The following is a 21,092-nucleotide window of genomic DNA, read 5'->3' as shown; positions in this document are numbered from 1 at the left end:
GGGGTGCACGGGTCATCGGCCCAAACAGCAGGCCAGCACCTCCCCCGCCAGCGGTGGAAGTGGTGACCTGCTGAGTCAGGTAGCTGTGTCCTGACGATACTTCCTGACAGTTACTCCTTGACAGGGATCGACTGGGACTTCAGGGATTCGATGGTCTTCTTCTCGCCCGTCTTCAGGGCGTCCAGGAGGGTGCCGTCGCCTCCCGTGGCCTTACCGAACCCGTCCGAGACGTCGGTGTAGGTCTGGGTCATGGTCGGGCCCCAGGTGAAGTTGGGGTCGACGTTCGAGGATGCCTCGGCGAAGACTTCGTAGATCTTCTGCCCGCCGAAGTACTCGACGCCGCCGGTGAACGCGTCGAGGTCCGTTGCCGACTTCGCTGCCGGGTAGAGCCCGCCCAGTTCGTTGGCCAGGGCCAGTGCTTCAGGATCGGTGTTCAGCCACAGGGCGAACTTTGCGGCTTCATACGGGTGGTCGGACCCTTTCAGTACCGCTGTGGAGGAGCCTCCCCAGTTGCCTGCGGCTTTTCCGTTGCCCTCCCACTGGGGCATGGGAGCGACGGCCCACTTTCCGGCCGTGTCGGGCGCGCCGCTGGCCAGCGTCGAGGCACCCCACACGGCGGAGACCCAGGTCCACTGCTGGCCCTCGTTGAAGGAGGCGTTCCATTCATCGGAGAAGGAGGGCAGCGTTGAGACCTGGTCCTTGCTGAGCAGGTCCTGCCAGTAGCTGGCAACCTTCTCCGACTCCGTGCCGGTCAGGTTTACCTCCCACTGGTCGTTGTCACTGGAGAACCACTGTCCGCCGGCCTGCCAGACGTTGCCGGCGAACCAGTTGACGTCGCCGCGGGGGAAGTTGGTGATGTAGGAACCGCGGGCCTTGATCTGTTCGGCGGCCGCTGCGTATTCGTCCCAGGTTGTGGGGACCTTGATACCTGCCTCCTTGAAGAGGTCCGCGCGGTAGAACATTGCCATCGGGCCGCTGTCCTGCGGGACGGCGTAGACGGCGCCTTCCTCGCCGAAGGTCACCTGGCCCCAGGTCCAGTCGACGAACTTGTCCTGGGCGCCGGCTACTCCCTCGCAGGCGGCGATGTTCTCAAGGCCATCCTGGACGCGGAAGTTCGGCAGGGCGTCGTATTCGATCTGGCCAAGGTCTGGCGCGTTGCCGGCCTGCAGCTGGTTGAAGAAGTTCTGGTAGGTGCCAGAGTTGCCGTTGGGGCCGGTCTGCACCTTGACCTGGATGTTCTCGTTTTCTTTGTTCCAGAGGTCAACTACCTTGTCCATGCCCGGTACCCAGGTGGTGAAGGTGAGCTCGACCGGCCCGGACGACGGTTCGCAGGAGCCGGCGGCCGCAGTGGACGTACTGCTTTCGCCGCCGCCTGAGCAGCCGGCGAGGGTGAGCGCCGAGACAATGGCAAAGGCTGCGGTGGCTTTTCCGTAATGCGCGCGCATTTCTATTCCTATCGGTGGGGGTGTGTGCCGTGGCGGGCGCCGCGGGACGGTTGGGTGGAGGAGTGGCAGCCGGGAGCTATTTGACGCTTCCGGCGCCCAGCCCGCTGCTCCAGAAGCGTTGGAGCGCAAGGAACGCTCCGATGAGCGGGAGGATGGACACGAGGGCTCCGACGATCACGAGGATGCGGAGTTCGGGGATCTGGCTGATCTGGCTGTTCCACGCGTAGAGGCCGAGCGTGACGGGGAACAGCACCTGGTCACGGAGCATGATCAGGGGAAGGAAGAAGTTGTTCCAGATGGCCACGAACTGGAACAGGAAGATGGTCACAAGCGCCGGCGCCATGAGGCGGGTTGAGACTGTGAAGAACGTCCTGACTTCCGAGGATCCATCGAGGCGGGCAGCCTCCAGTAGCTCCCCGGGAACGCTCGCCGCGGCGTAGATGCGGGCAAGGTACACGCCGAAGGGGCTGACCAGGCTTGGCAGGAATACTGCCCAGAGGGTGTTTGTCAGCTTCACTTCGCTGAAGATCAGGAACAGTGGAAGAGCGAGGGCCGTTGCAGGGACCAGCACGCCGCTGAGCACGATGTTGAAGAGGGCTTCCCGGCCGCGGAACTCGTACTTGGCAAGCGCGTAGCCGCACATCGCGGCGATGACGGTACCGAGTAGGGCGCCCACTCCTGCGTACAGGGCGCTGTTGGCGAGCCAGCGGCCGAAGACCCCGTCACTGTAAGTGAAGAGCTTTCCCAGGTTGGCAAAGAACGTGGGGATGGAATCCATCGTGAACCACAGTGGCGCTGTGCCGGTGATCTGTCCGCCGGTCTTCGTGGAGGAGACCAGCAGCCACCAGATGGGGGTGAGGAAGTAAAGCGTGAACACGCCCATGATGAGCATCGCTCCGCTGCGGGACATGATGCTGTGCCGCGGCCCGCGGGGTGTTTTTGCTCCGGGGCCGGACTTGCTTGCCTGCCCTGTTGCCGTTGCTGCGCTCACTGGGTGACCTTCCGCTGGGTTGCCTTGAGGAAGACGAAGGAAAGAATGAACGTTGCCAGTGCCAGCACCACGGAGAACGCTGCGGCAAGGTTGTAGTTGGGGACGGAAGCCGTGGTGTACACCGCGAGGTTCGGGGTGAACGTGCTGCTGATCGCCGAGCTGAAGCTTCGAAGCGTCTGGGGCTCGGCAAGGAGCTGGAGCGTGCCGATGATGGAGAACACGCCGGTGAGGATGATGGCCGGGACCACCAAGGGGATCTTGATGCGCCAGGCGATCTGGAGGTTGCTGGCACCGTCCAGCCGTGCTGCCTCATAGATTTCGGTGGGGATGGCCAGCAGGGATGAGTAGATGATCAGCATGTTGTAGCCGACGTACACCCAGGTGACGATGTTCGCGACAGCCCACAGCACCAGGTCGGCCGAGAGGAAGTTCACTTCTGACGTGATGGCATCGAAGGGGGAGAGCGACGGCGAGTACAGGAAGCCCCACATGATGGCGGCGATGACACCGGGGACGGCGTAGGGGGCGAAGAATGCGAGCCGGAAGAACCTCTTGCCCTTCAGCAGCGGCGAGTCGAGCAGCAGGGCAAACAGCAGGGCCAGGCCCAGCATGATGGGAACCTGCACCGCTCCGAAGAGGAGCACCCGTCCGACTGACTCCCAGAATTCGCTGTTTTGGAAGACCTGCTGGTACTGGACGAATCCTCCGAAGACCTGCTTTGGGGGGCCGAAAGTTCCCTTGCGCTCCACCGTGAGCAGCGACTGCACCACCGCGAAGATGATGGGGATGGCGTAGAAGGCAAGGAACAGGACGCCGAACGGCGCGATGAACAGGAAGACGGCGCGGCGCTGGGCGGCGCCGGTCTTGGTTTTTCGGGTTTTCGGCGCCCCCAGCGCCGAAGCAGTTCTTGAACTAGTCACTTTCAACATCCTTTGGGCCGGTAGTGCGGCCAGTGGTCTGGGGTAGTGGTCTGGAGGTGCGGACGACGCGCACGGCGCCTGCTGGAACCGCGACGACGCTGGAGACGTCCTCGCCGACAATCAGCTCGTGGCCCTGCACCGCGTATTTGTGCTCTTCTTCTGAGTGGTTGATGAGGAAGACATAGCTGTTGTCCGTGCCGGCGCGAACAACGGCTTCAAGGCCCTCCGGGGAAGCCAGGCCGGTGATCCCGGCCCCGCCGGCGGCTTCGGTCACAACATCGCGCAGGGCTGCAGGATTAAGGGCGGTGCCGATGTACCAGGCGTGGCCGGAGCCGTGGCGGTTGCGCGTGACTGCGGCGGTGCCGGTGAGATGCCCCTCAACGAAGCACACCTTGGCCTCGGCCCCTTCAAGACGCAGCGCCTCGGTCCACAAGGCGGCTGCGGAGCCGTTGTCCAAGGCCAGGGCCTGCCCCGGTGCCAGGGGGAAGAACTCCTCGGTACGGATGCCGAGCAGGCTGCGGAATGCCCCAGGGTAGCCGCCGGCAAGCACGCGCTCGTTCTCATCGACGATGCCGCTGAAGTAGGTAACGACGGCGTGGCCCCCCTTCCTGACATACTCGGCCAGTACGCCCGCCTCCCGTTCCCGGACGAGGTAAAGTCCGGGCACGACAGCGAGCTTGTAGCCGGAGAGATCGGCGCCGGGGGCAACGACGTCGACAGTGATTCCCGCCTCCCACAGGGCCTTGTAGATGGCGTGGACCTGATCGAGGTAGCGGACGTCCGAGGAGGGGTGGGATTCCTGGTCGTAGGCCCACCACGCCTCCCAACTGAAAACTAGGGCGGCCTCGGCCTGGACGGTGGTGCCCCCGACCTCCGCGAGTTTGTCCAGGATGCCGCCCAGTTCGACTACCTCGCGCCAGATGCGTGAATCCGTTCCGGAGTGGGGAAGCATCGCCGAGTGGAATTTCTCACTGCCCTGGACTGAAGCGCGCCACTGGAAGAAGCAGAGACCGTCGGCGCCGCGGGCGAGGTGTGCGAGGGAGTTGCGGAGCATTTCGCCGGGACCCTTGGCGATGTTGCGGGGCTGCCAGTTCACTGCCGAGGTGGAGTGTTCCATCAGCAGCCACGGCTGGCCGTTGGCCAGCCCGCGGGTGGTGTCGGCGGCGAAAGCCAGTTCCATGGTGGGGGAGTCAAGCCGGTGGTCGAGGTAGTGATCGTTGGCGATAACGTCCATGTGGGGTGCCCAGGACCAGTAGTCCTGGTTGCGGACGTGCGCGGCGACCATGAAGTTGGTGGTGACCGGAATGGAGCTGTGCTGCCGCAGGACCTCGGCCTCGGACTGGTAGTAGCCAAGAAGTTCATCGGAGCTGAAGCGGTGGAAGTCCAGCACTTGCATGGGGTTGTTGGTGGAGACGGTGACGCGGGGAGGCAAGAGCTGCTGCCAGTCGGAGTACCGCTGCGACCAGAATGTTGTGCCCCACGCCTTGTTGAGCGCATCGAGGCTGCCATACCGGTCAATGAGCCAGCCGCGGAACGCCGCGGCGGAGACATCGCAGTAACACAGGGCGTTGTGGCAGCCGAGCTCATTGGACACATGCCACAGCCGGACGGCAGGATGGCCGCCGTATCGGCGGGCGACCTCCTGGACGAGCCGGAGCGCGTGTTCCCTGTAGAGCGGGGAACTGGGGCACCAGGCCTGGCGCCCGCCCGGCCAGGCGCGGGTTCCGGACGCTGACTGGGGGAGGATCTCCGGGTGCAGGGTGGTGAGCCACGCAGGGGTCGAGGAAGTTCCGGTGCCGAGGTTGACTGCGATGCCGTTGGCATGAAGCAGGCCAAGAATCTCGTCGAGCCGTTCGAAGGAGTAGGTTCCCGGCGAACCCTCAAGCTCGGCCCAGCCGAAGATGTTCACTGCCACAAGGTTGACGCCGGCCTGCCTCATGAGGAGGACGTCCTCCTGCCAAACCTCGCGGTCCCACTGTTCGGGGTTGTAATCGCAGCCATAGACGAGCTTTCCATTTCCGGATAGCGCGGTGACTGGCGTTGTGCTCGGGCTCAACCCTGCTCCTTCAACGTGGGGGTTCGTTAAGGCTCAGGAGAGGCCCTGTGCTCTTGAACGATGTTGTCGATCTTCTGTGAACGTTCCCAGAACGCGCACCTAAACGGCGCATCAGGCTTCTGGGAACGTTCACAGAGTAACAAGGCTCACACGGGCTGTCAATGGATTAATGTGAGCCGGGGCACCCTGAAGCTCGGATACAGTACAGATATGTCCCTGACACGAGCCCGTGCCCGCCGCGCCACCATCAACGATGTCGCGGATGCTGCAGGGCTTTCCCGCGGCACCGTTTCGCGGGTGGTCAACGGGGAGAAATATGTTTCCGCCGAAGCCAGGCTGGCGGTGGAGGAAGCCATTGCCCGGGTGGGGTATGTCCGGAACAGTGCGGCCCGCAACCTGGTCACCCGGGAGTCCCGCGCCATCGGCCTGATCATCCACGAACCCCACTCCCTCCTGTTCGAGGATCCCAACATCGGCTCGATTCTGCTGGGGGCCAACGAGGTGCTTTCCAAGGCGGACTATCAGCTGGTTTCCCTCATTATTGACTCCGACCGGGACAGCCGGAGGGTTGCGGACTACCTGCGGGGTGGACTGGTTGACGGTGCCGTCATTGTCTCAGCACGCGCCTCGGACCCGATCGCGGCCGCCGTCGCCGAGATCGGGCTACCCGCTGCCTTCGTTGGCCATCCCGATGGCACTCCGGACCTGCCGTACGCCGCCATCGACAACGTCGAGGCGGCACGCAGCATCACCAGCAGGCTGCTGGACACCGGCCGGCAGCAGGTGGGCATGATCGTCAGCGCGCTGGACCGGGATTCCGGCCAGGACCGCCTCGCCGGGTTCCGGGCCGCCATGGGAGAGCGTTTCGATCCGCGGATGGTTGTGGAGTACCCCCTGTACACCTACGCGGCGGGGCTGGAGGGAATGCAGGAGCTGCTGCGCCGTTTTCCCGGTATCGACGGCGTTTTCGCCGCCTCCGATGCGGTGGCCGCAGGAGCAATGACCGCGCTGCAGGAGGCCGGGCGACGGGTCCCCGAGGACGTCGGGATCGTCGGTTTCGATGACAGCAGCTGGGCCGTGCGGTGCAGGCCGCAGCTCTCCACAGTGCGGCAGCCTGCGGACCTTCTGGGAAGCACGGCCGCGGAACTTGTCCTGATGCAGATCAGGGGGCTGCCCAGCCCGCCGCGGGTCCTTGAGACCGTGGTCGTATGGCGAGGCTCGGCCTGACACCGCTCCCCGCCGGGGCGCCTTTAGTCCGGGACAATCCGGAGCCTGGTCGCTTCGCCGAGGATTCGCTGGGCTTCGAGGCCCAATCCGGCGTCGCTGATGACCTCATCGGCCGCGTCCAAGGGGGCGATGGTGCTGATGCCCAGGAGCCCCCACTTGGTGTGGTCGGCGAGGACCACGGTTTTCCGGGCGGCGGCGACGAACGCGCGGTCCGTCTCGGCCTCCAACAGGTTGGGTGTGGTGAAGCCGGCGTCGGTGTCCATGCCGTGCACGCCCAGGAACAGCACATCCAGGTGCAGCTGCTTGAGTGCCGCCGTCGCGATGGGCCCCACCAATGCGTCCGACGGCGTCCGCTCGCCGCCGATCAGGATCACGGTTGACACGAAGCGGGCCGCGCCGCCGGACGCCGCGTGGTGGAAGAGGTCAGCAATGCGCACGGAATTGGTCACCACCGTGATGCGCGGACCGTTGACCAGTTCCTTGGCAAGGGCCCACGTGGTGGTCCCGGCGCTGAGACCGACAGCCATGCCCTCCTGCACCAGGCTGGCAGCCTCCAGCGCGATGGCGCGTTTCTCCGCGGTCAACTGGGTGGACTTGAGCTCGAAGCCAGGCTCATGCGTGCTGATATCCCCCAGGACCTTGGCGCCGCCATGGATGCGCTCCAGCCGGCCGCCGTCCTCCAGCAGTTCGATGTCACGCCGCACCGTCATCAGCGAAACGCCCAACTGCTGGGCCAAGTCGGACACGCGAACAACCCGCTCACGCTGCACAGCGTCCACAATCGCCTGATGACGTGCAGCGGGGAGCATCTAAAGCAATCCTTAAAGCCGGGGGACAGGACTGCACCAAGCATACGGCGACGGCGCCGCCCAAGATGGTGAGCGGCGCCGTCGACTCACCCCGCTCGCCACGCGCTTACTTTCTAAGGGACGCCGCGATCTGGGCCATGACGGTGGTATCGGCCAGGGTGGTGGCGTCGCCGGATTCGCGGCCCTCGGCGATGTCCTTGAGCAGGCGGCGGACGATCTTGCCCGAGCGGGTTTTGGGCAGTTCCGGGACCACGAGGATGATTTTGGGCTTGGCGATGGGCCCGATTTCCTTGCCCACGTGGTTGCGGAGTTCCTGGATAGTGGCGTCGCCCTTGTCCACGGCGTCGCCGCGCAGGATCACGAACGCGACGACGGCCTGGCCGGTGGTCTCGTCTGCCGCGCCCACAACGGCGGCTTCAGCCACTGACGGGTGCGATACCAGGGCGGACTCGATCTCGGTGGTGGAGAGCCGGTGTCCGGAGATGTTCATGACGTCATCTACCCGGCCCAGGAGCCAGATGTCGCCGTCTTCGTCCTTCTTGGCGCCGTCGCCGGCGAAGTACATGCCTTCGAAACGGGACCAGTAGGTCTCCTTGAACCGCTCGGGGTCGCCCCAGATGCCGCGGAGCATGGCGGGCCAGGGTTCCCGGATCACCAGGAAGCCGCCGTGGCCGTCCGGCACGGATTCGCCCTGCTCATCGACGACGTCCACCGCGATGCCGGGCAGCGGCACCTGCGCGGAGCCGGGCTTCGTGGCGGTAACGCCGGGCAGCGGGGCGATCATCTGGGCGCCGGTTTCGGTCTGCCACCAGGTGTCAACGATCGGTGCCTTGTTGCCGCCGATGACATCGCGGTACCACATCCAGGCCTCGGGATTGATGGATTCGCCCACGGAACCAAGGACCCGGAGGGAGGACAGGTCGTACTTGTCCGGGATCTCCCGGCCCCACTTCATGAACGTACGGATGGCCGTAGGGGCGGTGTACAAGATGGAGACCTTGTATTTCTCGATGATCTCCCACCAGCGGCCCTGGTGCGGGGAATCAGGGGTGCCCTCGTACATGACCTGGGTGGCGCCGTTGATGAGCGGGGCGTAGGCGACGTACGTATGGCCGGTGACCCAGCCGACGTCGGCCGTGCACCAGTAGACATCCGTTTCGGGGTGCAGGTCGAAGACGGCCTTGTGGGTGTAGGCGCCCTGGGTGAGGTAGCCGCCGGTGGTGTGCAGGATGCCCTTGGGCTTGCCGGTGGTGCCGGAGGTGTACAGGATGAACAGGGGGTGCTCGGAGTCGTGTCCCACGGCCTTGTGCTCGGCGGAGGCCAGCTCAACGGTGTCCGCCCACCAGTGGTCCCGGCCTTCGTGCCAGTCCACGTTCTGGCCGTTGCGCTTGACCACCACAACGTTCTGGACCGTGTGCCCGTCGGCGGAGAGGGCGTCGTCCACGGCGGTCTTGAGCGCGCTGGGCTTGCCGCGGCGGTAGGTGCCGTCGGCGGTGACAACGAGTTTGGCTTCGGCGTCCTCGATCCGGGAGCGCAGGGCGTCGGCGGAGAACCCGCCGAACACCACGGAGTGCACGGCCCCGATGCGGGCGCAGGCCAGCAGCGTGATGACGGCTTCGGGGATCATGGGCAGGTAGACGGCCACCCGGTCTCCCTTGCCAACGCCGAGGGACTCGAAGGCGTTCGCAGCCTTCTTCACTTCTTCGGTGAGCTGGGCGTACGTGTACGTGCGGGTGTCGCCGGGTTCGCCCTCGAAGTAGATGGCCACCCGGTCCCCGAGTCCGTTCTCCACGTGGCGGTCCAGCGCGTTGTACGCGGCATTGACTTCGCCGCCCACGAACCACTTGGCGAACGGCGGGTTGGACCAGTCCAGTGCCTGGTCGAAGTCTTTGCTCCAGGTGAGCAGCTCGCGGGCCTGCTTCGCCCAGAAAGCCGGGCGGCCGGCGTCGGCCTCTGCGTAATCAGCTGCGGTGACAACGGCGTCGGCAGCGAATTCGGGGCTGGGGGCGAAAGTGCGGTTTTCGTGCAGCAGGTTTTCAAAGGCGTCGCCCTGCTGGTCGGTCTGCACGGAAGCTGCGGGGGCGGTGGCCGTGGAGCCGGGAGTGTCCTGAGACATGGTGAACCTCATCATTCATCGGTCTTTTCAGCGGCTGCCGTCGCCCGGCCGTGCTCCGCCGCTTTGCGCGGCATTGGGCAGCGGCCGATCACGGACATTCCGCAAAGAGCTGTTCCGGAATCAAGCCTAATACGCGCCGGGGCCGCGATGTGTTCGCTGTCACAAAGGCGCCCGCGAACGGCATTTATTTAGCGGTGAATGGTTAAAGGACCCTGATCGCTGGCGTCCCGCCGCTGCGGATGAGCTAGTGATCGGCCATGCGGTTGGCTAGGCTGAGATTGAATTGTGACTTTCTACGGAGCTGTCGGATCCGGTGCATCACTGCCGGGCCTGGCCGTTGCCGCCGTTTCGGACGGCACAGTTTTTGGGACGGAACCGTCCCGGTGCCGCCACGCTAAGGAGTACAGAATGAACCAGCAAAGCTTCGGCCAGAAATTTGGCCGCGCAACCGAGGCAGGGCCTGGCACCACCCCGGGGGAGGGCTCGGCGAAGGGCGTGCAGAAGCCGGCCGGCGCCAAGCCAGGCACCACCAATCAGGCCGTGCTGGGTCCGTTCACGCTACGGGACCTGACGGTTTTCGCCGCCACCCTCATTCTCCTGGTCGCCTCGCTGCTGCCCATCTTCTTCGGCCGGTTTAATCTCTGGAATGCAGGCAGCCTGTTCTTCCTGGGCCTCGGCATTGTGCTGCCGCTGATTGTCACGGCACTCTTTGTTGCCCGCCGGCTCGCTCCCGCCACGAAGGTCCGCATCGGCTCGCTGTCCGTAGACCAGTTCGCGTCTGTGGTGGCTTCCTTCTCGCTGGCGTTCTTCTTCGTTTCCACGGCCGCTGCCTATGTGCCCAGCCTGTTGGTGGGCCTGGTCGGTTCCGTCGTGCTGTTCGCGGGGACCGTGCTGAGCCGGTTCATTCCGTACTTCGCCGGCGACTTCCTGAGGCGCGACGAAACCCCGGCCCACGTGATGGCGCGCGACTCGGCCGTCCCGCTGCCCAGGCCGCACACGCCCAAGGAACCGAAGCCCACGGCCGCGCCCGTCCCGGCGGCTTCCGCGCCTGCGGCCACTTCTGCAGCAACTTCTGCGCGTGCCGCCACCCCCGCCGCTTCGGCCGGGGCCTTTTCCGCCCAGACTGCCTCCGCGTCTGCCTCCTCTCCGGCCGCCACCTCCTCTCCGGCTGCGTCAGCAGCCGTCTCCTCCGCCCCGGAGGTCAACGAGTGGACCGCTGCCGGCGACCCCAGCCCCGCAACCCAGGCGGCCGACGTCGTGCCTTCCCCTTCAGCGACGGGCACCTCCGCGGCGCCCGCCGTTGCGGAGACTACTGCGGGTGACATCCCGACGGCGGCTCCTGCTGCATCTTCGCCGGCCGCTGCAGCGTCCGCCCCCGCTGCCCCTGAAGCGGCAACCCACGACGCCGGCACAGGCGTCCCTGCCTCGGCACGCCAGTCTGCCGCGGAACCTGCAGCGACGGCCGTGCATCAGCAGGTGCGCCGCGTGGAGCCCATCGGCGCCACCGTGGATCCGGCTTCCAGACCGGAAGAATCGTACGAAGAGCCGGCGCATGAGGCGTTCTGGTTTGCCGTGGCCCAGCACCGGACCGCGGTGGACCCCCAGACCGGCGCCCCCGCCTTTGTGATTGAACCGGGCGGCTGGGTGCTGGCCCTGGAAGACCGGGGCCACGAATTCCTGGTCCAGCACACCGACGGACGGGTGGGCGTGCTGCGCGACCTCAGCAACATCGAGCGCGGCTAGCCGGCCCCGTGGCCACGTCCCGTAGACCCGGATCCGGTCCGGCCACAACAGCCCCGGAGTCTTTGCTGGCGTTGAAGCGCCGGGCGCGGCGGATCAACAAGGCCCTGGCGGAGAAGTATCCCTATGCCCACGCGGAGCTGGATTTCCGGAACCCGTTCGAGCTGGTCGTGGCCACCGTGCTGTCGGCCCAGACCACCGATGTGCTGGTCAACCAGGTCACCAAGATCCTGTTTGCACGGTACCCGGACGCCCGGGCCATGTCAGAGGCCGATCCCGCCGAGCTGGAAGCGATCCTGCAGCCCACCGGCTTTTTCCGGGCCAAAACGAAGAACGTGCTGGCACTGAGCACGCGCCTGGTGGACGAGTACGACGGCGTGGTCCCCGGCCGGCTGGAGGACCTGGTGACGCTGCCGGGAGTGGGGCGTAAGACCGCCAACGTGGTGCTCGGCAACGCCTTCGGCGTCCCAGGGATCACTGTGGATACCCACTTCGGCCGGCTCGCACGGCGCTTCGGCTGGACCACGTCCGAGGACCCGGTACAGGTCGAATTCGACGTCGCTGAACTGTTTGAGCCCAAGGACTGGACCATGCTCTCGCATCGGGTGGTGTTCCACGGGCGGCGGGTGTGCCACTCACGGAAGCCAGCCTGCGGCGCGTGTCCGGTAGCGAACTGGTGCCCAAGCTATGGGTTGGGCGAGACCGACCCCGTCAAAGCTGCCAAACTCCTTAAATACGAGTTGGCGCCCGGGAGCGAGAGCCTACTGGAACGGTTGCTGGCCGAGACGCACCGTGCCGCTGAAATCCGGATGGAATCGCAGAGGCGGCTCCCGTGAGCGCGCGCCAGGACCTGATCGACCTGGTGCGCAGATCGGACAGCGGCGACGTCACGGCGCCAAACACTGCCTGGGCGGCCCTGACCGTGGATGAAACCATAGCCCGCAAGGCGGCAGTCCTGATGCTTTTTGGTGTGCTGGACGACGTTCCTGCAGCCTCCGGCAAGCCCCTGGCCGCGGCGGATCTTGATGTCCTGCTGCTGGAACGCGCGCACACCCTGGATTCCCATCCCGGCCAGGTCGCCTTTCCCGGAGGTTCCATCGACGGGGACGAAACCCCGGTTGCCGCAGCCCTCCGGGAAGCCGAAGAGGAGACCGGGCTGGACTCCGCCGGGGTGGAGATCCTGGGCGTGCTGCAGGAGCTTGGCCTGGCGCGCAGCAATTTCCTGGTGACGCCGGTGCTCGGATGGTGGGCATCGCCGTCGCCGGTGCACGTGGTGGACTACGCCGAATCCGCCCAGGTTTTCCGGATCCCCGTCCGGGACCTGCTGGACCCGGCCAACCGGGTAACAGCCACGGTCAGCCGCGATGGCAGGACCTTCAGCAGCCCCGCCTTCGCGGTCAGCGGCGTGCTGGTCTGGGGCTTCACCGGGATCATTCTGGATGGACTCTTTGAGCAGCTGGGCTGGGCCGTGCCGTGGGACCGGACCCGGCTCCACGAGGTGGTCTTCTAGACGATAGAGCTCGTATGGTCGGTGTGGCCCTGCGGGACTGAGCCCGCCGGGCTTGCACATGCGTGTGCGCCGGCTGAGCTGGCGCACACCGGCTCAGCTGGCGAGCGGCTGCTGCCGAAGATCAACAACAATGCCGGTGGCCGCGTTTTCACGGAGTGCATTGATGCCGTCCTTCAATGCACCGAGATGCTTGAAGTCGGGCGAAACCGCCACGGTATTCCCGTTTGAGTCGGTGAGCCTCAGCCGATAGCACTCGTCACTTACACGATATATTTCAAATCTGCCCGCCATATGCCGGACCTCCCCTGATATGCCTCTTTGCATGAATAGCTGAACCGTCTGCTTCAGTCCTGCTCTGATGTAACCATGGTCACAGCGCTTCGACCAGCTACTCCCGGGTAGGTTTCTTCCTGCTACCCGTGGGCCGTTGCTACTTTGCGTTGTCGTAGGAGTCCACGACGGCCACGCTGACAGGGAATTCCACCGGGATGGGGCCGAACAGCAGTTCCTTCGCGGCGGCGGCAGCCTCCTCGATGGCCCGGATGCAGGCCTGGACGCCGGCCTCGGAGGCGTGGACCATCACCTCGTCATGCAGGAAGAACACCAGCTCCGCCTGAACGGAACCGTCGGCACGCAAGGCCCGCAGCCGCCGTCGTAATTCCGCCAGCCAGCACGCCGCCCAGTCAGCGGCGGATCCCTGCACCACAAAGTTGCGGGTGAAGCGGCCGCGGGAACGGGCAATTGATTCTGCCCTGCGCTGCTCCTCTGCGGTGGCCGACTGCTGGCTCCGGAACCACCCTTCCGGCGGGGGCGGGCTGCTCCGGCCGAGCCGGGTGGTCACGGTGCCGCCGGCCTCGCCGTCGCGTGCCGCCTGCTCCACAAATCCGACGGCGCGGGGGTAGGTCCGTGCCAGCTGCGGCATCAGGCGCCCGGATTCGCCCGTGGTGGCGCCGTAAATGGCGCCGAGGAGGGCGACCTTCGCCTTGGCGCGGTCGCCGCCGAAACCCTGGGCGGCGATACCGGCGTACAGGTCCTTGTCGCGCGCTGCTTCCGCCATTTTGGAGTCCTGTGCCAGCGCCACCAGCACACGGGGTTCCAGCTGGGAGGCGTCCGCGACGATGAGCTTGTGGCCGGGATCCGCATGGACCGCGCCGCGGATCTGCCGCGGGATCTGGAGGGCCCCGCCGCCCCGCGAGGCCCAGCGGCCGGAGACCACGCCGCCCACAACATACTCGGGCTGGAAGCGGCCGTTGGCTACCCACGCGTCCAGCCAGGCCCAGCCGTTGGCGGTGTGCAGGCGGGACAGTTTCTTGTAGGCGAGGAGCGGTTCGATGGCGGGGTGGCTGGACTCCATCAGCTCCCACTGCCGCGTGCTTTTCACCTCGATGCCGTTGCGGTGCAGGGCGCGCATCAGTTCCTGCGGCGAGTCCGGGTTCAGCCCGGGCGAGTTGAGCAGCCCCCGCAGTTCTGTGTTCAGGGCCTCCAGCTTCGCGGGGCGGTGACCGGACGGAGGGCGCGGCCCGAGGTGGTCGGCCAGGATCTTCTCGTGCAGGTCCTCGCGCCAAGGGACGCCGGTGTGCTGCATCTCCGCGGCGATCATGGCGCCGGCGGACTCGGCGGCCAGCAGGAGCTGGAGCCGCTTCCGCTTGTTTTCTGCCGGAGGCGCATCGGCCAGGGCCGCCTGCTGCGCGGCATATTCGGCGCGGAGCTCCGCCAGGGTGTGACGCGGTGTCCGCTGGCGGACGTCGTCAAAGAGCGCTCCTTGCTCCGCCGGCGGGGGCGGCGGCTGCAGGGCGCGGGGCAGCTCCTGGGGATCGTCCAACGATTCCTTGTCGGCGTTCCGGGCGTACTCCGTGTGGGCGGTGAACTGCGAATACGCCAGGATACTGCCGCACAGGCTGAGGTCATAGCAGCGGTCCACCTCCACGCCCGCCGCCAGCAGCGCGGGGTACCAGTCCTGGGTCCGGTGCCAGATCCACCGGGGCGGCGCCTCGCGGGGCCGGTTTTCCAACTGGCGTACGACGCCGGCCAGCTCGCTTGCGCTGATGAGGCGAGGTTCGGGGCGGTCGGGGTGGGGGTCGCCCGCCTGGGTGACCTGCTGGAGGGCTGCGCCGTAGGCGTGGGCGGCGAGCAGCAGATACATAGGTCCAATTCTGCCCTGTGGTGGGGGCGCGAGTGGACCGATGGGGTGGGGCGTGTGCCGTGGTGTGGCTGTAGTGCGGGCTGTGACGTCAGCGCCATCGATTTGGCGGCACGTCAACATATGTTGACGTGCCTTCCAGTGTCAATTAAACTTGACGAATGGAGGTAGAGCGGATGAAAGCGCTGGTCGCATCAATGGACGGGAAAGGCCCCGCTGAAGCGCTGTACGCAGTGGCGGAACTGCAGAAGGAGGTCGGCCGCACCGAAGCAGCTCTGGTCCGCAAGGCGAGGCAGACCGGTCTGTCTTGGGAGGCCATTGCCCTGTGCCTTGGGGTCAGCAAGCAGGCCGTCCACCGCAAATACGGGAAGCAGTAACCGGTCCGGCCGTTCGGCCACGTCTTTCTGTCCGGCCTTTCGGCCGGGTGGGGGAGTTGTCCACATACGGTGGCATGGCCCTGTTTCTCCCCCTTGAGTTCGGTGGAGAGTTGCTGCATGAGCAGGCACCAGCTATCGCCACCCCCTTCCGAGCGGCCTTCCACCCAGCTGTCCCGTGCCCGGCCCTCCCCTCCCCAAGGATCTGAATCCGGTGGTTCCCAGGCCCGTGGTTCCATGTCCCGGGCGCCTGCCTCGGCACAGGCCGCGGGAGCCTGGCTGCCGGACCCCGCTGGTGCCGAGGTTCTCCTGGTCACCGGCTACGACTTTCTGCAACGCGAAGTGGAGCGGATTGTGGCTGCCGCTGGCGGCCAGCTGCGGGTGGTGGCGGACGTGGCTGATGCCGCCAAGTACTGGGACGCCGCGGCCGCAGTATTGGTGGGGAGCGATGTCCGCGAGCTGCCGCCGCGGCGACGGGCCCCTGCCGTGTTAGTGGGCCTGAACGGGGAGGGGGACAGTCTCTGGCACCTGGCCACAGCCCTGGGAGCGGAGCGGGTAGCGGTGCTTCCGGATGCCGCGGCCTGGCTGGCGGAGTACCTGAGCCTGTCGCGTTCGCCGGAAGCGGGAGGGCTGGTCCTCGGGATAACAGGCGGCTGCGGCGGTGCCGGTGCCACCACCGCCGCAATCTGGATCGCCCAGGCGGCCGCCGGGCTGGGTGTTCGCGTATTGCTGGTTGATGGGGACCCGTGGGGTGGTGGGCTGGAACTGGCGCTGGCGGCTGAGGAGACGCCTGGGCTGCGCTGGCCTGACCTGTCGGACGCGAGCGGAAGCATCGATCCCGGGCAGCTGGCCGATTCACTGCCGGTCGCCGGTGGGTTTTCCTTCCTGTCCTGGCCCGGCAGCCGCGACCGTCAGGCACCGGTGGATGCCGCCACCACCGGCAGCGTACTGGATGCGGCCCGGCGGGGCTATGAACTGGTGGTGGTGGACATCGGTCGGGGCGCCGAACCCGTGCGCATGTTTGCGTGGGACTGTGACCGCATCCTGGTGGTTGTGCCGGCGCAGCTGAAGGCCGCGGTGGCCACGGCCCGGCTGCTTCACGAACTTCCGCCGGTTGAGGCAGCCCTCCTGATCCGGGGCAAGGCCGGTGCCGCGCTGGACGCCGGACTCATTGCGGACGCCGTCGGGCTGCCCGTCCAGGGCCGCGTACCGGAGCTGCGCGGCGTTACGGCGGCCGGGGAAAACGGACGGCTCCTTGACGTTGGCAAACGGCGGAGCGTCAGGCATTTCGCCGCCTCAGTGCTCGATCTGCTGGACGGCGACATTCCCGTCGGAGACCTGCCGTGAGCGCGCGGCAGCCAGTCCCGCCGCCGTCGCCCCCGGACCAGCGGACCGGGGCACGCCGTCGGCAGGCCCGCGTCTTGGATCCGCGCTTTTTGGATTCGGCGCTGTTGGAAACGGTCCGTGAATCCGTCATGGCTGACGCCGGACCTGTCACCCCTTCCCGGGTGGCCGCCGCCGTCCAGGCCACCGGGCGGCTGCTGGGGACCGCCGGCTCCCTCGCCGCCGTGGAACGGATCAGCGCCGAGCTGAACGGGCTTGGCCCGCTCCAGGAACTGACGCGGGATGTCCACGTCACCGATATCTTCGTCAACGCCCCGGACTCGGTGTGGATCGACCGGGGTCAGGGCATCGAACCGGCAGGGGTTTCATTTTCCGGCGAGGCACAGGTGCGGGCTCTGGCATCGCGGCTCGTGGCCGCCGGCGGCAGGCGGCTGGACGACGGGTCCCCGTGCGTTGATGTCAGGCTCGACGGCGGCTACCGCGTCCACGCCGTCCTTCCGCCCATTTCCACAGCCGGCACCCTGGTGAGCGTCCGCATCCGGCGGGAGCAGGTCTTCTCCATGGACGAACTCCGTGCCGGCGGCATGTTCGGCAGCGTGGTCCAGGAGGTCCTTGAACGGGTTGTTGAGCAGCGGCTGAGTTTCCTGATCAGCGGGGCCACGGGTTCCGGGAAGACCACGTTGCTCTCCACCCTGCTGGGGCTGTGCTCCCCGGCTGAACGGCTGGTCCTGATCGAGGACGCGTCCGAACTGAACCCCGTCCATCCGCACATTGTGTCGCTCGAGTCCCGACACGGAAACCTCGAAGGCGGCGGCGAAGTGGACCTCGGCGAACTCGTCCGGCAGGCACTGCGGATGCGGCCGGACCGGCTGGTTGTGGGGGAATGCCGTGGTGCCGAGGTGCGGGAACTCCTGACCGCCATGAACACAGGCCACACTGGCGGGGGAGGGACCATCCATGCGAACGCTGCCACCGCTGTCCCGGCCCGCCTGACAGCTTTGGGAGCTCTGGCAGGCATGGGCCAGGACGCGGTCCGGCTGCAGGTAGCCAGCGCCTTGGACGTTGTGGTCCACGTGGAGCGGTCCGGCCACGGGCGGCATGTCGCCTGCGTTGGCGTGGTGCAGGACGGTCCCGGCGGACTTACCGTGGTTCCGGCGTTGGAGACCAGGCGCGGCCAGCTCGGCACCGGTCCTGCCTGGGAGGCGCTGAGCTCACGGCTGGGGCTGTCCGCCGAGGCGGGTGCCGCCGCATGACACTTCTGCTGGTCGTTGTCCTCGGGCTGGCGGCCGTGCTGCTCTTCAGCCCGCCCGGCGGTGCCTCAGGCCGTTTCCGGCGGGCCGTGGGGAACGCAGGACAAGGCCTCGCCCGTTGGGTTCGCTCCGGGGCTGGTGGCACCAGAACGGGCGGCTCGTGGCGCAAGGTGCTCCGTGCCGGACCGGAACGGAATGACCTGTCACTGACCTTTGTGGTGCAGCAGCTTGCTGCGCTGCTGAAGGGCGGCCGCACTCCGGCACGGCTATGGGATGAACTTTGGCTGGTCCACGGCGGCCGTCCGGAGCCAGGTTCCGCAAAAACGGACGCAGGCTCACGCGCGTCGCGGGACGTTGCCGGAAGGGCTGGACCATCCCGTGGGGCAGCGGACGGGCGCAGCGGTCCGAGCCTCAGCGCAGGTTCCCTGGTGATGCTTGGCGCCGTTCGGGCGGCAGCGTTCCGGGGCGCACCGGTGTCTGAGGCGATCAGGAAGGCCGCGCAATCGGAGTTTTCGCGCGCCGACGGCAGGGAGCCACGGATCTGGTGTGAGCTGGCCGCCTGCTTTGACATTGCCGAAGCCAGCGGCTGTCCGCTGGCGGATGTTCTGGCGAGGTTTGCGGCCCAACTGGAAGTGGAAGACGATGCCGAGGCCGCACGGCAGACAGCCCTCGCCGGACCCAAGGCCACGGTCAGTCTTCTGACGTGGCTCCCGCTGATGGGACTGGGCCTGGGAATAGCGTTGGGTGTGGATCCCCTGGCAATCCTGATCGGAACCCCGCTGGGACTGGCGGCGCTCGCAGCGGGCGTGGGCCTCACCATCGCCGGAAGAATCTGGTCCGCCCGCCTGGTCGGTGCTGCCGCCGGGGCCGGTGTGCCATGACGGACTTTCTTGTGCCGGGGCTTGCCTTGGCCGTTGTTCTGGCTGCTGCCGCTTGCCTTGCTCTTTCGCAGCCAAGCCGGGTCCGAAAGCGATTGCTCAGACTGCGAGGGGACGTGGGTGCCGGGCCGCATGGGACCGATGAAGCACTCACTCAAGGCGGCCCTCTTCACGGATTGCGTGACACGGCCATGATGCTTGAGCTCGTGGCCGCGATGCTGGACGCGGGGTCTGGCATTGGCCGGTCCCTGGAACTCGTGGCGGCCTCGGCCTCCACGGACTACGGCAAGGCGCTGCGTCCGGTGGTGTCTGCGCTCGCCATCGGAGCCGACTGGGAGACAGCCTGGCGCAGTTCCGAAGTCCGGCTTCCTGAAATCCTGGAATTGCGTGACGCACTGGGATTCGCCGCCCTGACCGGAGCGCCGTCGTCGGCCATCCTTTACGCGCAGGCTGCCAGGCTACGCCGGGAGAGGTTCCGCGCTGCGGAGAAACGGGCGGCCTCGCTCGGCGTGAAGCTGGTCATTCCCCTAGGCCTGTGCTCGCTCCCGGCCTTCATCTGCCTGGGCGTAGTCCCGGTCCTGCTGGCACTGGTGCCGTCCGGGTCCTGACCGTGGGATTTGCGCTACGGTCCATTCCTCCACACCCCGTCCCGTCCTCCACAATTCACTCAAAGCGGCGCTTATCCACTTACGGGATGTTTGCACTTACTGAGATCTGCGGAGCCGGGAAGAGTCGAATCAGCCGGCAACTCGGCCGGAGCACAGAAGGGAAACCGTCACCATGACCATCATCCAAAACAGCCTTTTCTCCGCCCTTGCGCCGGAGCTCAGTACTGGAGTTGCTGGTACCCCAGCAGGGGACTCCTTAGCACTTGCCAATGCAGGATTGGACGCGTGTACCTGCCAACGACAGGAGGCCCCAGAGTTCGCTGGCAACGTGGTGGAGCTGTACCCCGGTGCCAGCGAACTGAAGAAGCGCCGCCGCCGGCTCTCCGGTTCAGAAGCCGGAATGGCAACGGCCGAATATGCCATAGCCACCCTCAGAGCAGTCCCACGGGGCCTGCGGCAGCGAGACGCCTAAGTGTTGGGGAACTGCGTCTTGGCTTCGCCTCCGGGGCAGCGGTCCACATCGGTGCCGTCCACGGTCACTGTCGCGGACCAACTGAACTTGTCACCGAGTCCGGCGAGCTGTGCGAGCGGGTACCGGGCGCTGACCTGCTTGTCGGCTGCCACGGCTCCGTTGGTGATGTTCTCCTGCTTGGCCTTGCTGATGTTGAAGACGAAGTTGTCGGTTTCTTTGCCGTTCTGAAACTTGGTCCCGAACTGGTACCCCGTCTTGCCGTCCGGACTCCAGGCAGTCACCGAATACAGGACCCTGCCCGTCGTCGGAACATCAGCGACGGTGTTGAAGGTCATGAACATCAGTTTGCCGTCGCTGAGCAGCCGGACCTGGTCAATGTCTACAGTCTTGGCTGTTGAATCTGCGGCTTCGTCCTTGCAGATGGACTCGCCAATCTCGGCCTTGGTAGTCGTGGTGGGAGACGGCGCTGGTGTCTTGGCTGATGCCGACGGACTCGCGCTCGTCGCTGTCGCGCACCCCGTCAACGCCAGCACGGACACGGCCAATATCCCCCAAGTTATTCGCATGCGCTCATCCTAGCTCGGCCCAAAGGGCTATTTCGTCTTGAGGTCGGTTAAGCAGACTGCAGCAATGCTGCCAAAGGTATTGTCCTTCACCCTGGGGTCGTTGGCGCTCCCGGGGATGCACTCCAGGATGTCCATCTCGTCGATGCCGTATTCCTGGCGGAACCCTACGAGGACGCTTCCCGCTCGGCTGTAGTTCTCGTCCGTTGCAGCAGTGTCGGTGGCCGCGAACGCATTGCTCATGGCCACTTTGATTTCACTCATCGACGGGCTGCCGTTGAACGAAATCAGCATCTGCTCCAGGGGGTCGGAGGGTGGTGCCTCCTTGGCCTCCGGTTTGGCAGCACAACCGCCAACGAGCAGAGCCAGGACAGACGCGGTCACAATGAATCCCCAATTATTCATGGCCTCAGTATCGCAGGCGGGGCCGACAGATTGTGCCGCAGCCAAACTGCGTGTTCCCCTGAAAATGAAGCCAGGCCACATGGGGTCCGTCGAGGAATCGGCCAGCCCGCGCCAACCACGGCTTCACGGCAGTCGAACCGCAGCCAGCCAAGGAACCCGACGCACCAGCTGACCGAGGACCCGCAAGGGCAAGGTCCGCGAGGAGCGAAGGTCAAGGCCCGCTAGTCCTTTCGAGCCGTAGAAA

Annotated in this window: 19 protein-coding genes; 9 read left to right on the top strand and 10 right to left on the bottom strand. The window is 66.3% G+C overall.

All coding sequences use genetic code 11. The features are described 5' to 3' along the window. Window positions 1-110: 110 nt before the first annotated feature. From NG701_RS20340 to NG701_RS20325, 4 genes are all read right to left on the bottom strand, one after another. On the bottom strand, window positions 111-1,445 hold the full coding sequence (locus tag NG701_RS20340) for an ABC transporter substrate-binding protein (RefSeq protein WP_252570374.1): 1,335 nt from the start codon (window positions 1,443-1,445) through the stop codon (window positions 111-113). A 76-nt stretch (window positions 1,446-1,521) separates the two neighbouring features. Further along, window positions 1,522-2,355, bottom strand: a complete 834-nt coding sequence (locus NG701_RS20335) for a carbohydrate ABC transporter permease (protein ID WP_252570594.1) — start codon at window positions 2,353-2,355, stop codon at window positions 1,522-1,524. A 77-nt stretch (window positions 2,356-2,432) separates the two neighbouring features. Then, entirely contained in the window at window positions 2,433-3,365 is a 933-nt protein-coding gene (locus tag NG701_RS20330) for a carbohydrate ABC transporter permease (RefSeq protein ID WP_252570372.1), read from the bottom strand. Further along, entirely contained in the window at window positions 3,349-5,412 is a 2,064-nt protein-coding gene (locus tag NG701_RS20325) for a beta-galactosidase (protein WP_252570370.1), read from the bottom strand. The genes NG701_RS20330 and NG701_RS20325 overlap by 17 nt, the downstream gene beginning before the upstream one ends. Window positions 5,413-5,622: 210 nt before the next feature. Between NG701_RS20325 and NG701_RS20320 the strand changes: the two genes are divergently transcribed. Then, entirely contained in the window at window positions 5,623-6,639 is a 1,017-nt protein-coding gene (locus NG701_RS20320) for a LacI family DNA-binding transcriptional regulator (protein ID WP_252570369.1), read from the top strand. Between the two features lie 23 nt (window positions 6,640-6,662). Here NG701_RS20320 and NG701_RS20315 read toward each other — a convergent pair whose 3' ends face one another. After that, window positions 6,663-7,448, bottom strand: a complete 786-nt coding sequence (locus NG701_RS20315) for a DeoR/GlpR family DNA-binding transcription regulator (RefSeq protein WP_252570367.1) — start codon at window positions 7,446-7,448, stop codon at window positions 6,663-6,665. Window positions 7,449-7,554: 106 nt separating this feature from the next. After that, window positions 7,555-9,564: an acetate--CoA ligase gene (gene acs / locus NG701_RS20310; RefSeq protein ID WP_252570365.1), complete on the bottom strand. Its 2,010-nt coding sequence runs from the start codon at window positions 9,562-9,564 to the stop codon at window positions 7,555-7,557. Between the two features lie 408 nt (window positions 9,565-9,972). On the opposite strand from acs, the gene NG701_RS20305 reads away from it, so the two are divergent. Genes NG701_RS20305 through NG701_RS20295 form a run of 3 tightly spaced genes read left to right on the top strand, consistent with a single transcriptional unit; the run spans window position 9,973 to window position 12,814 of the window. Then, on the top strand, window positions 9,973-11,307 hold the full coding sequence (locus NG701_RS20305; protein ID WP_252570364.1) for a hypothetical protein: 1,335 nt from the start codon (window positions 9,973-9,975) through the stop codon (window positions 11,305-11,307). A gap of 8 nt (window positions 11,308-11,315) precedes the next feature. Next, window positions 11,316-12,140 (top strand): endonuclease III, encoded by an 825-nt coding sequence (gene nth / locus NG701_RS20300; protein ID WP_252570362.1) that lies wholly within the window; start codon window positions 11,316-11,318, stop codon window positions 12,138-12,140. Continuing rightward, window positions 12,137-12,814, top strand: a complete 678-nt coding sequence (locus tag NG701_RS20295; protein ID WP_252570360.1) for an NUDIX hydrolase — start codon at window positions 12,137-12,139, stop codon at window positions 12,812-12,814. The genes nth and NG701_RS20295 overlap by 4 nt, the downstream gene beginning before the upstream one ends. 93 nt (window positions 12,815-12,907) lie before the next feature. On the opposite strand, the gene NG701_RS20290 is transcribed toward NG701_RS20295, so the two are convergent. Next, entirely contained in the window at window positions 12,908-13,105 is a 198-nt protein-coding gene (locus tag NG701_RS20290; protein WP_252570358.1) for a YegP family protein, read from the bottom strand. 139 nt (window positions 13,106-13,244) lie between these two features. Continuing rightward, complete coding sequence (locus NG701_RS20285; protein ID WP_252570356.1) at window positions 13,245-14,957, bottom strand: bifunctional 3'-5' exonuclease/DNA polymerase; 1,713 nt, start codon at window positions 14,955-14,957, stop codon at window positions 13,245-13,247. A 158-nt stretch (window positions 14,958-15,115) separates the two neighbouring features. On the opposite strand from NG701_RS20285, the gene NG701_RS20280 reads away from it, so the two are divergent. From NG701_RS20280 to NG701_RS20260, 5 genes are all read left to right on the top strand, one after another. Beyond that, the gene (locus NG701_RS20280; RefSeq protein WP_252570354.1) at window positions 15,116-15,331 is read left to right on the top strand and encodes a death domain-containing protein; all 216 of its coding nucleotides are present in this window, start codon (window positions 15,116-15,118) and stop codon (window positions 15,329-15,331) included. Between the two features lie 234 nt (window positions 15,332-15,565). After that, complete coding sequence (gene ssd, locus NG701_RS20275; protein ID WP_374208725.1) at window positions 15,566-16,675, top strand: septum site-determining protein Ssd; 1,110 nt, start codon at window positions 15,566-15,568, stop codon at window positions 16,673-16,675. Continuing rightward, window positions 16,672-17,925 carry a TadA family conjugal transfer-associated ATPase gene (locus NG701_RS20270; protein WP_374208722.1) on the top strand — a complete coding sequence of 418 codons (1,254 nt, stop codon included), beginning with the start codon at window positions 16,672-16,674 and terminating at the stop codon, window positions 17,923-17,925. Before ssd ends, NG701_RS20270 begins: the two co-directional genes overlap by 4 nt. Next, on the top strand, window positions 17,922-18,803 hold the full coding sequence (locus tag NG701_RS20265) for a type II secretion system F family protein (protein ID WP_252570350.1): 882 nt from the start codon (window positions 17,922-17,924) through the stop codon (window positions 18,801-18,803). Before NG701_RS20270 ends, NG701_RS20265 begins: the two co-directional genes overlap by 4 nt. Further along, a complete protein-coding gene (locus tag NG701_RS20260) occupies window positions 18,800-19,408 on the top strand; it encodes a type II secretion system F family protein (protein ID WP_252570349.1) in 609 nt (202 codons plus the stop codon). The genes NG701_RS20265 and NG701_RS20260 overlap by 4 nt, the downstream gene beginning before the upstream one ends. Before the next feature lie 468 nt (window positions 19,409-19,876). On the opposite strand, the gene NG701_RS20255 is transcribed toward NG701_RS20260, so the two are convergent. Continuing rightward, window positions 19,877-20,446 (bottom strand): hypothetical protein, encoded by a 570-nt coding sequence (locus NG701_RS20255; RefSeq protein WP_252570347.1) that lies wholly within the window; start codon window positions 20,444-20,446, stop codon window positions 19,877-19,879. Between the two features lie 27 nt (window positions 20,447-20,473). Next, window positions 20,474-20,848: a hypothetical protein gene (locus NG701_RS20250; protein WP_252570346.1), complete on the bottom strand. Its 375-nt coding sequence runs from the start codon at window positions 20,846-20,848 to the stop codon at window positions 20,474-20,476. Between the last annotated feature and the right edge of the window lie 244 nt (window positions 20,849-21,092).

The sequence above is a fragment of the Pseudarthrobacter cellobiosi genome (genome assembly GCF_023913815.1).
In the GTDB taxonomy this organism is placed as follows: Bacteria; Actinomycetota; Actinomycetes; order Actinomycetales; family Micrococcaceae; genus Arthrobacter; species Arthrobacter cellobiosi.
This window is presented reverse-complemented; position numbering and strand designations above follow the sequence as displayed.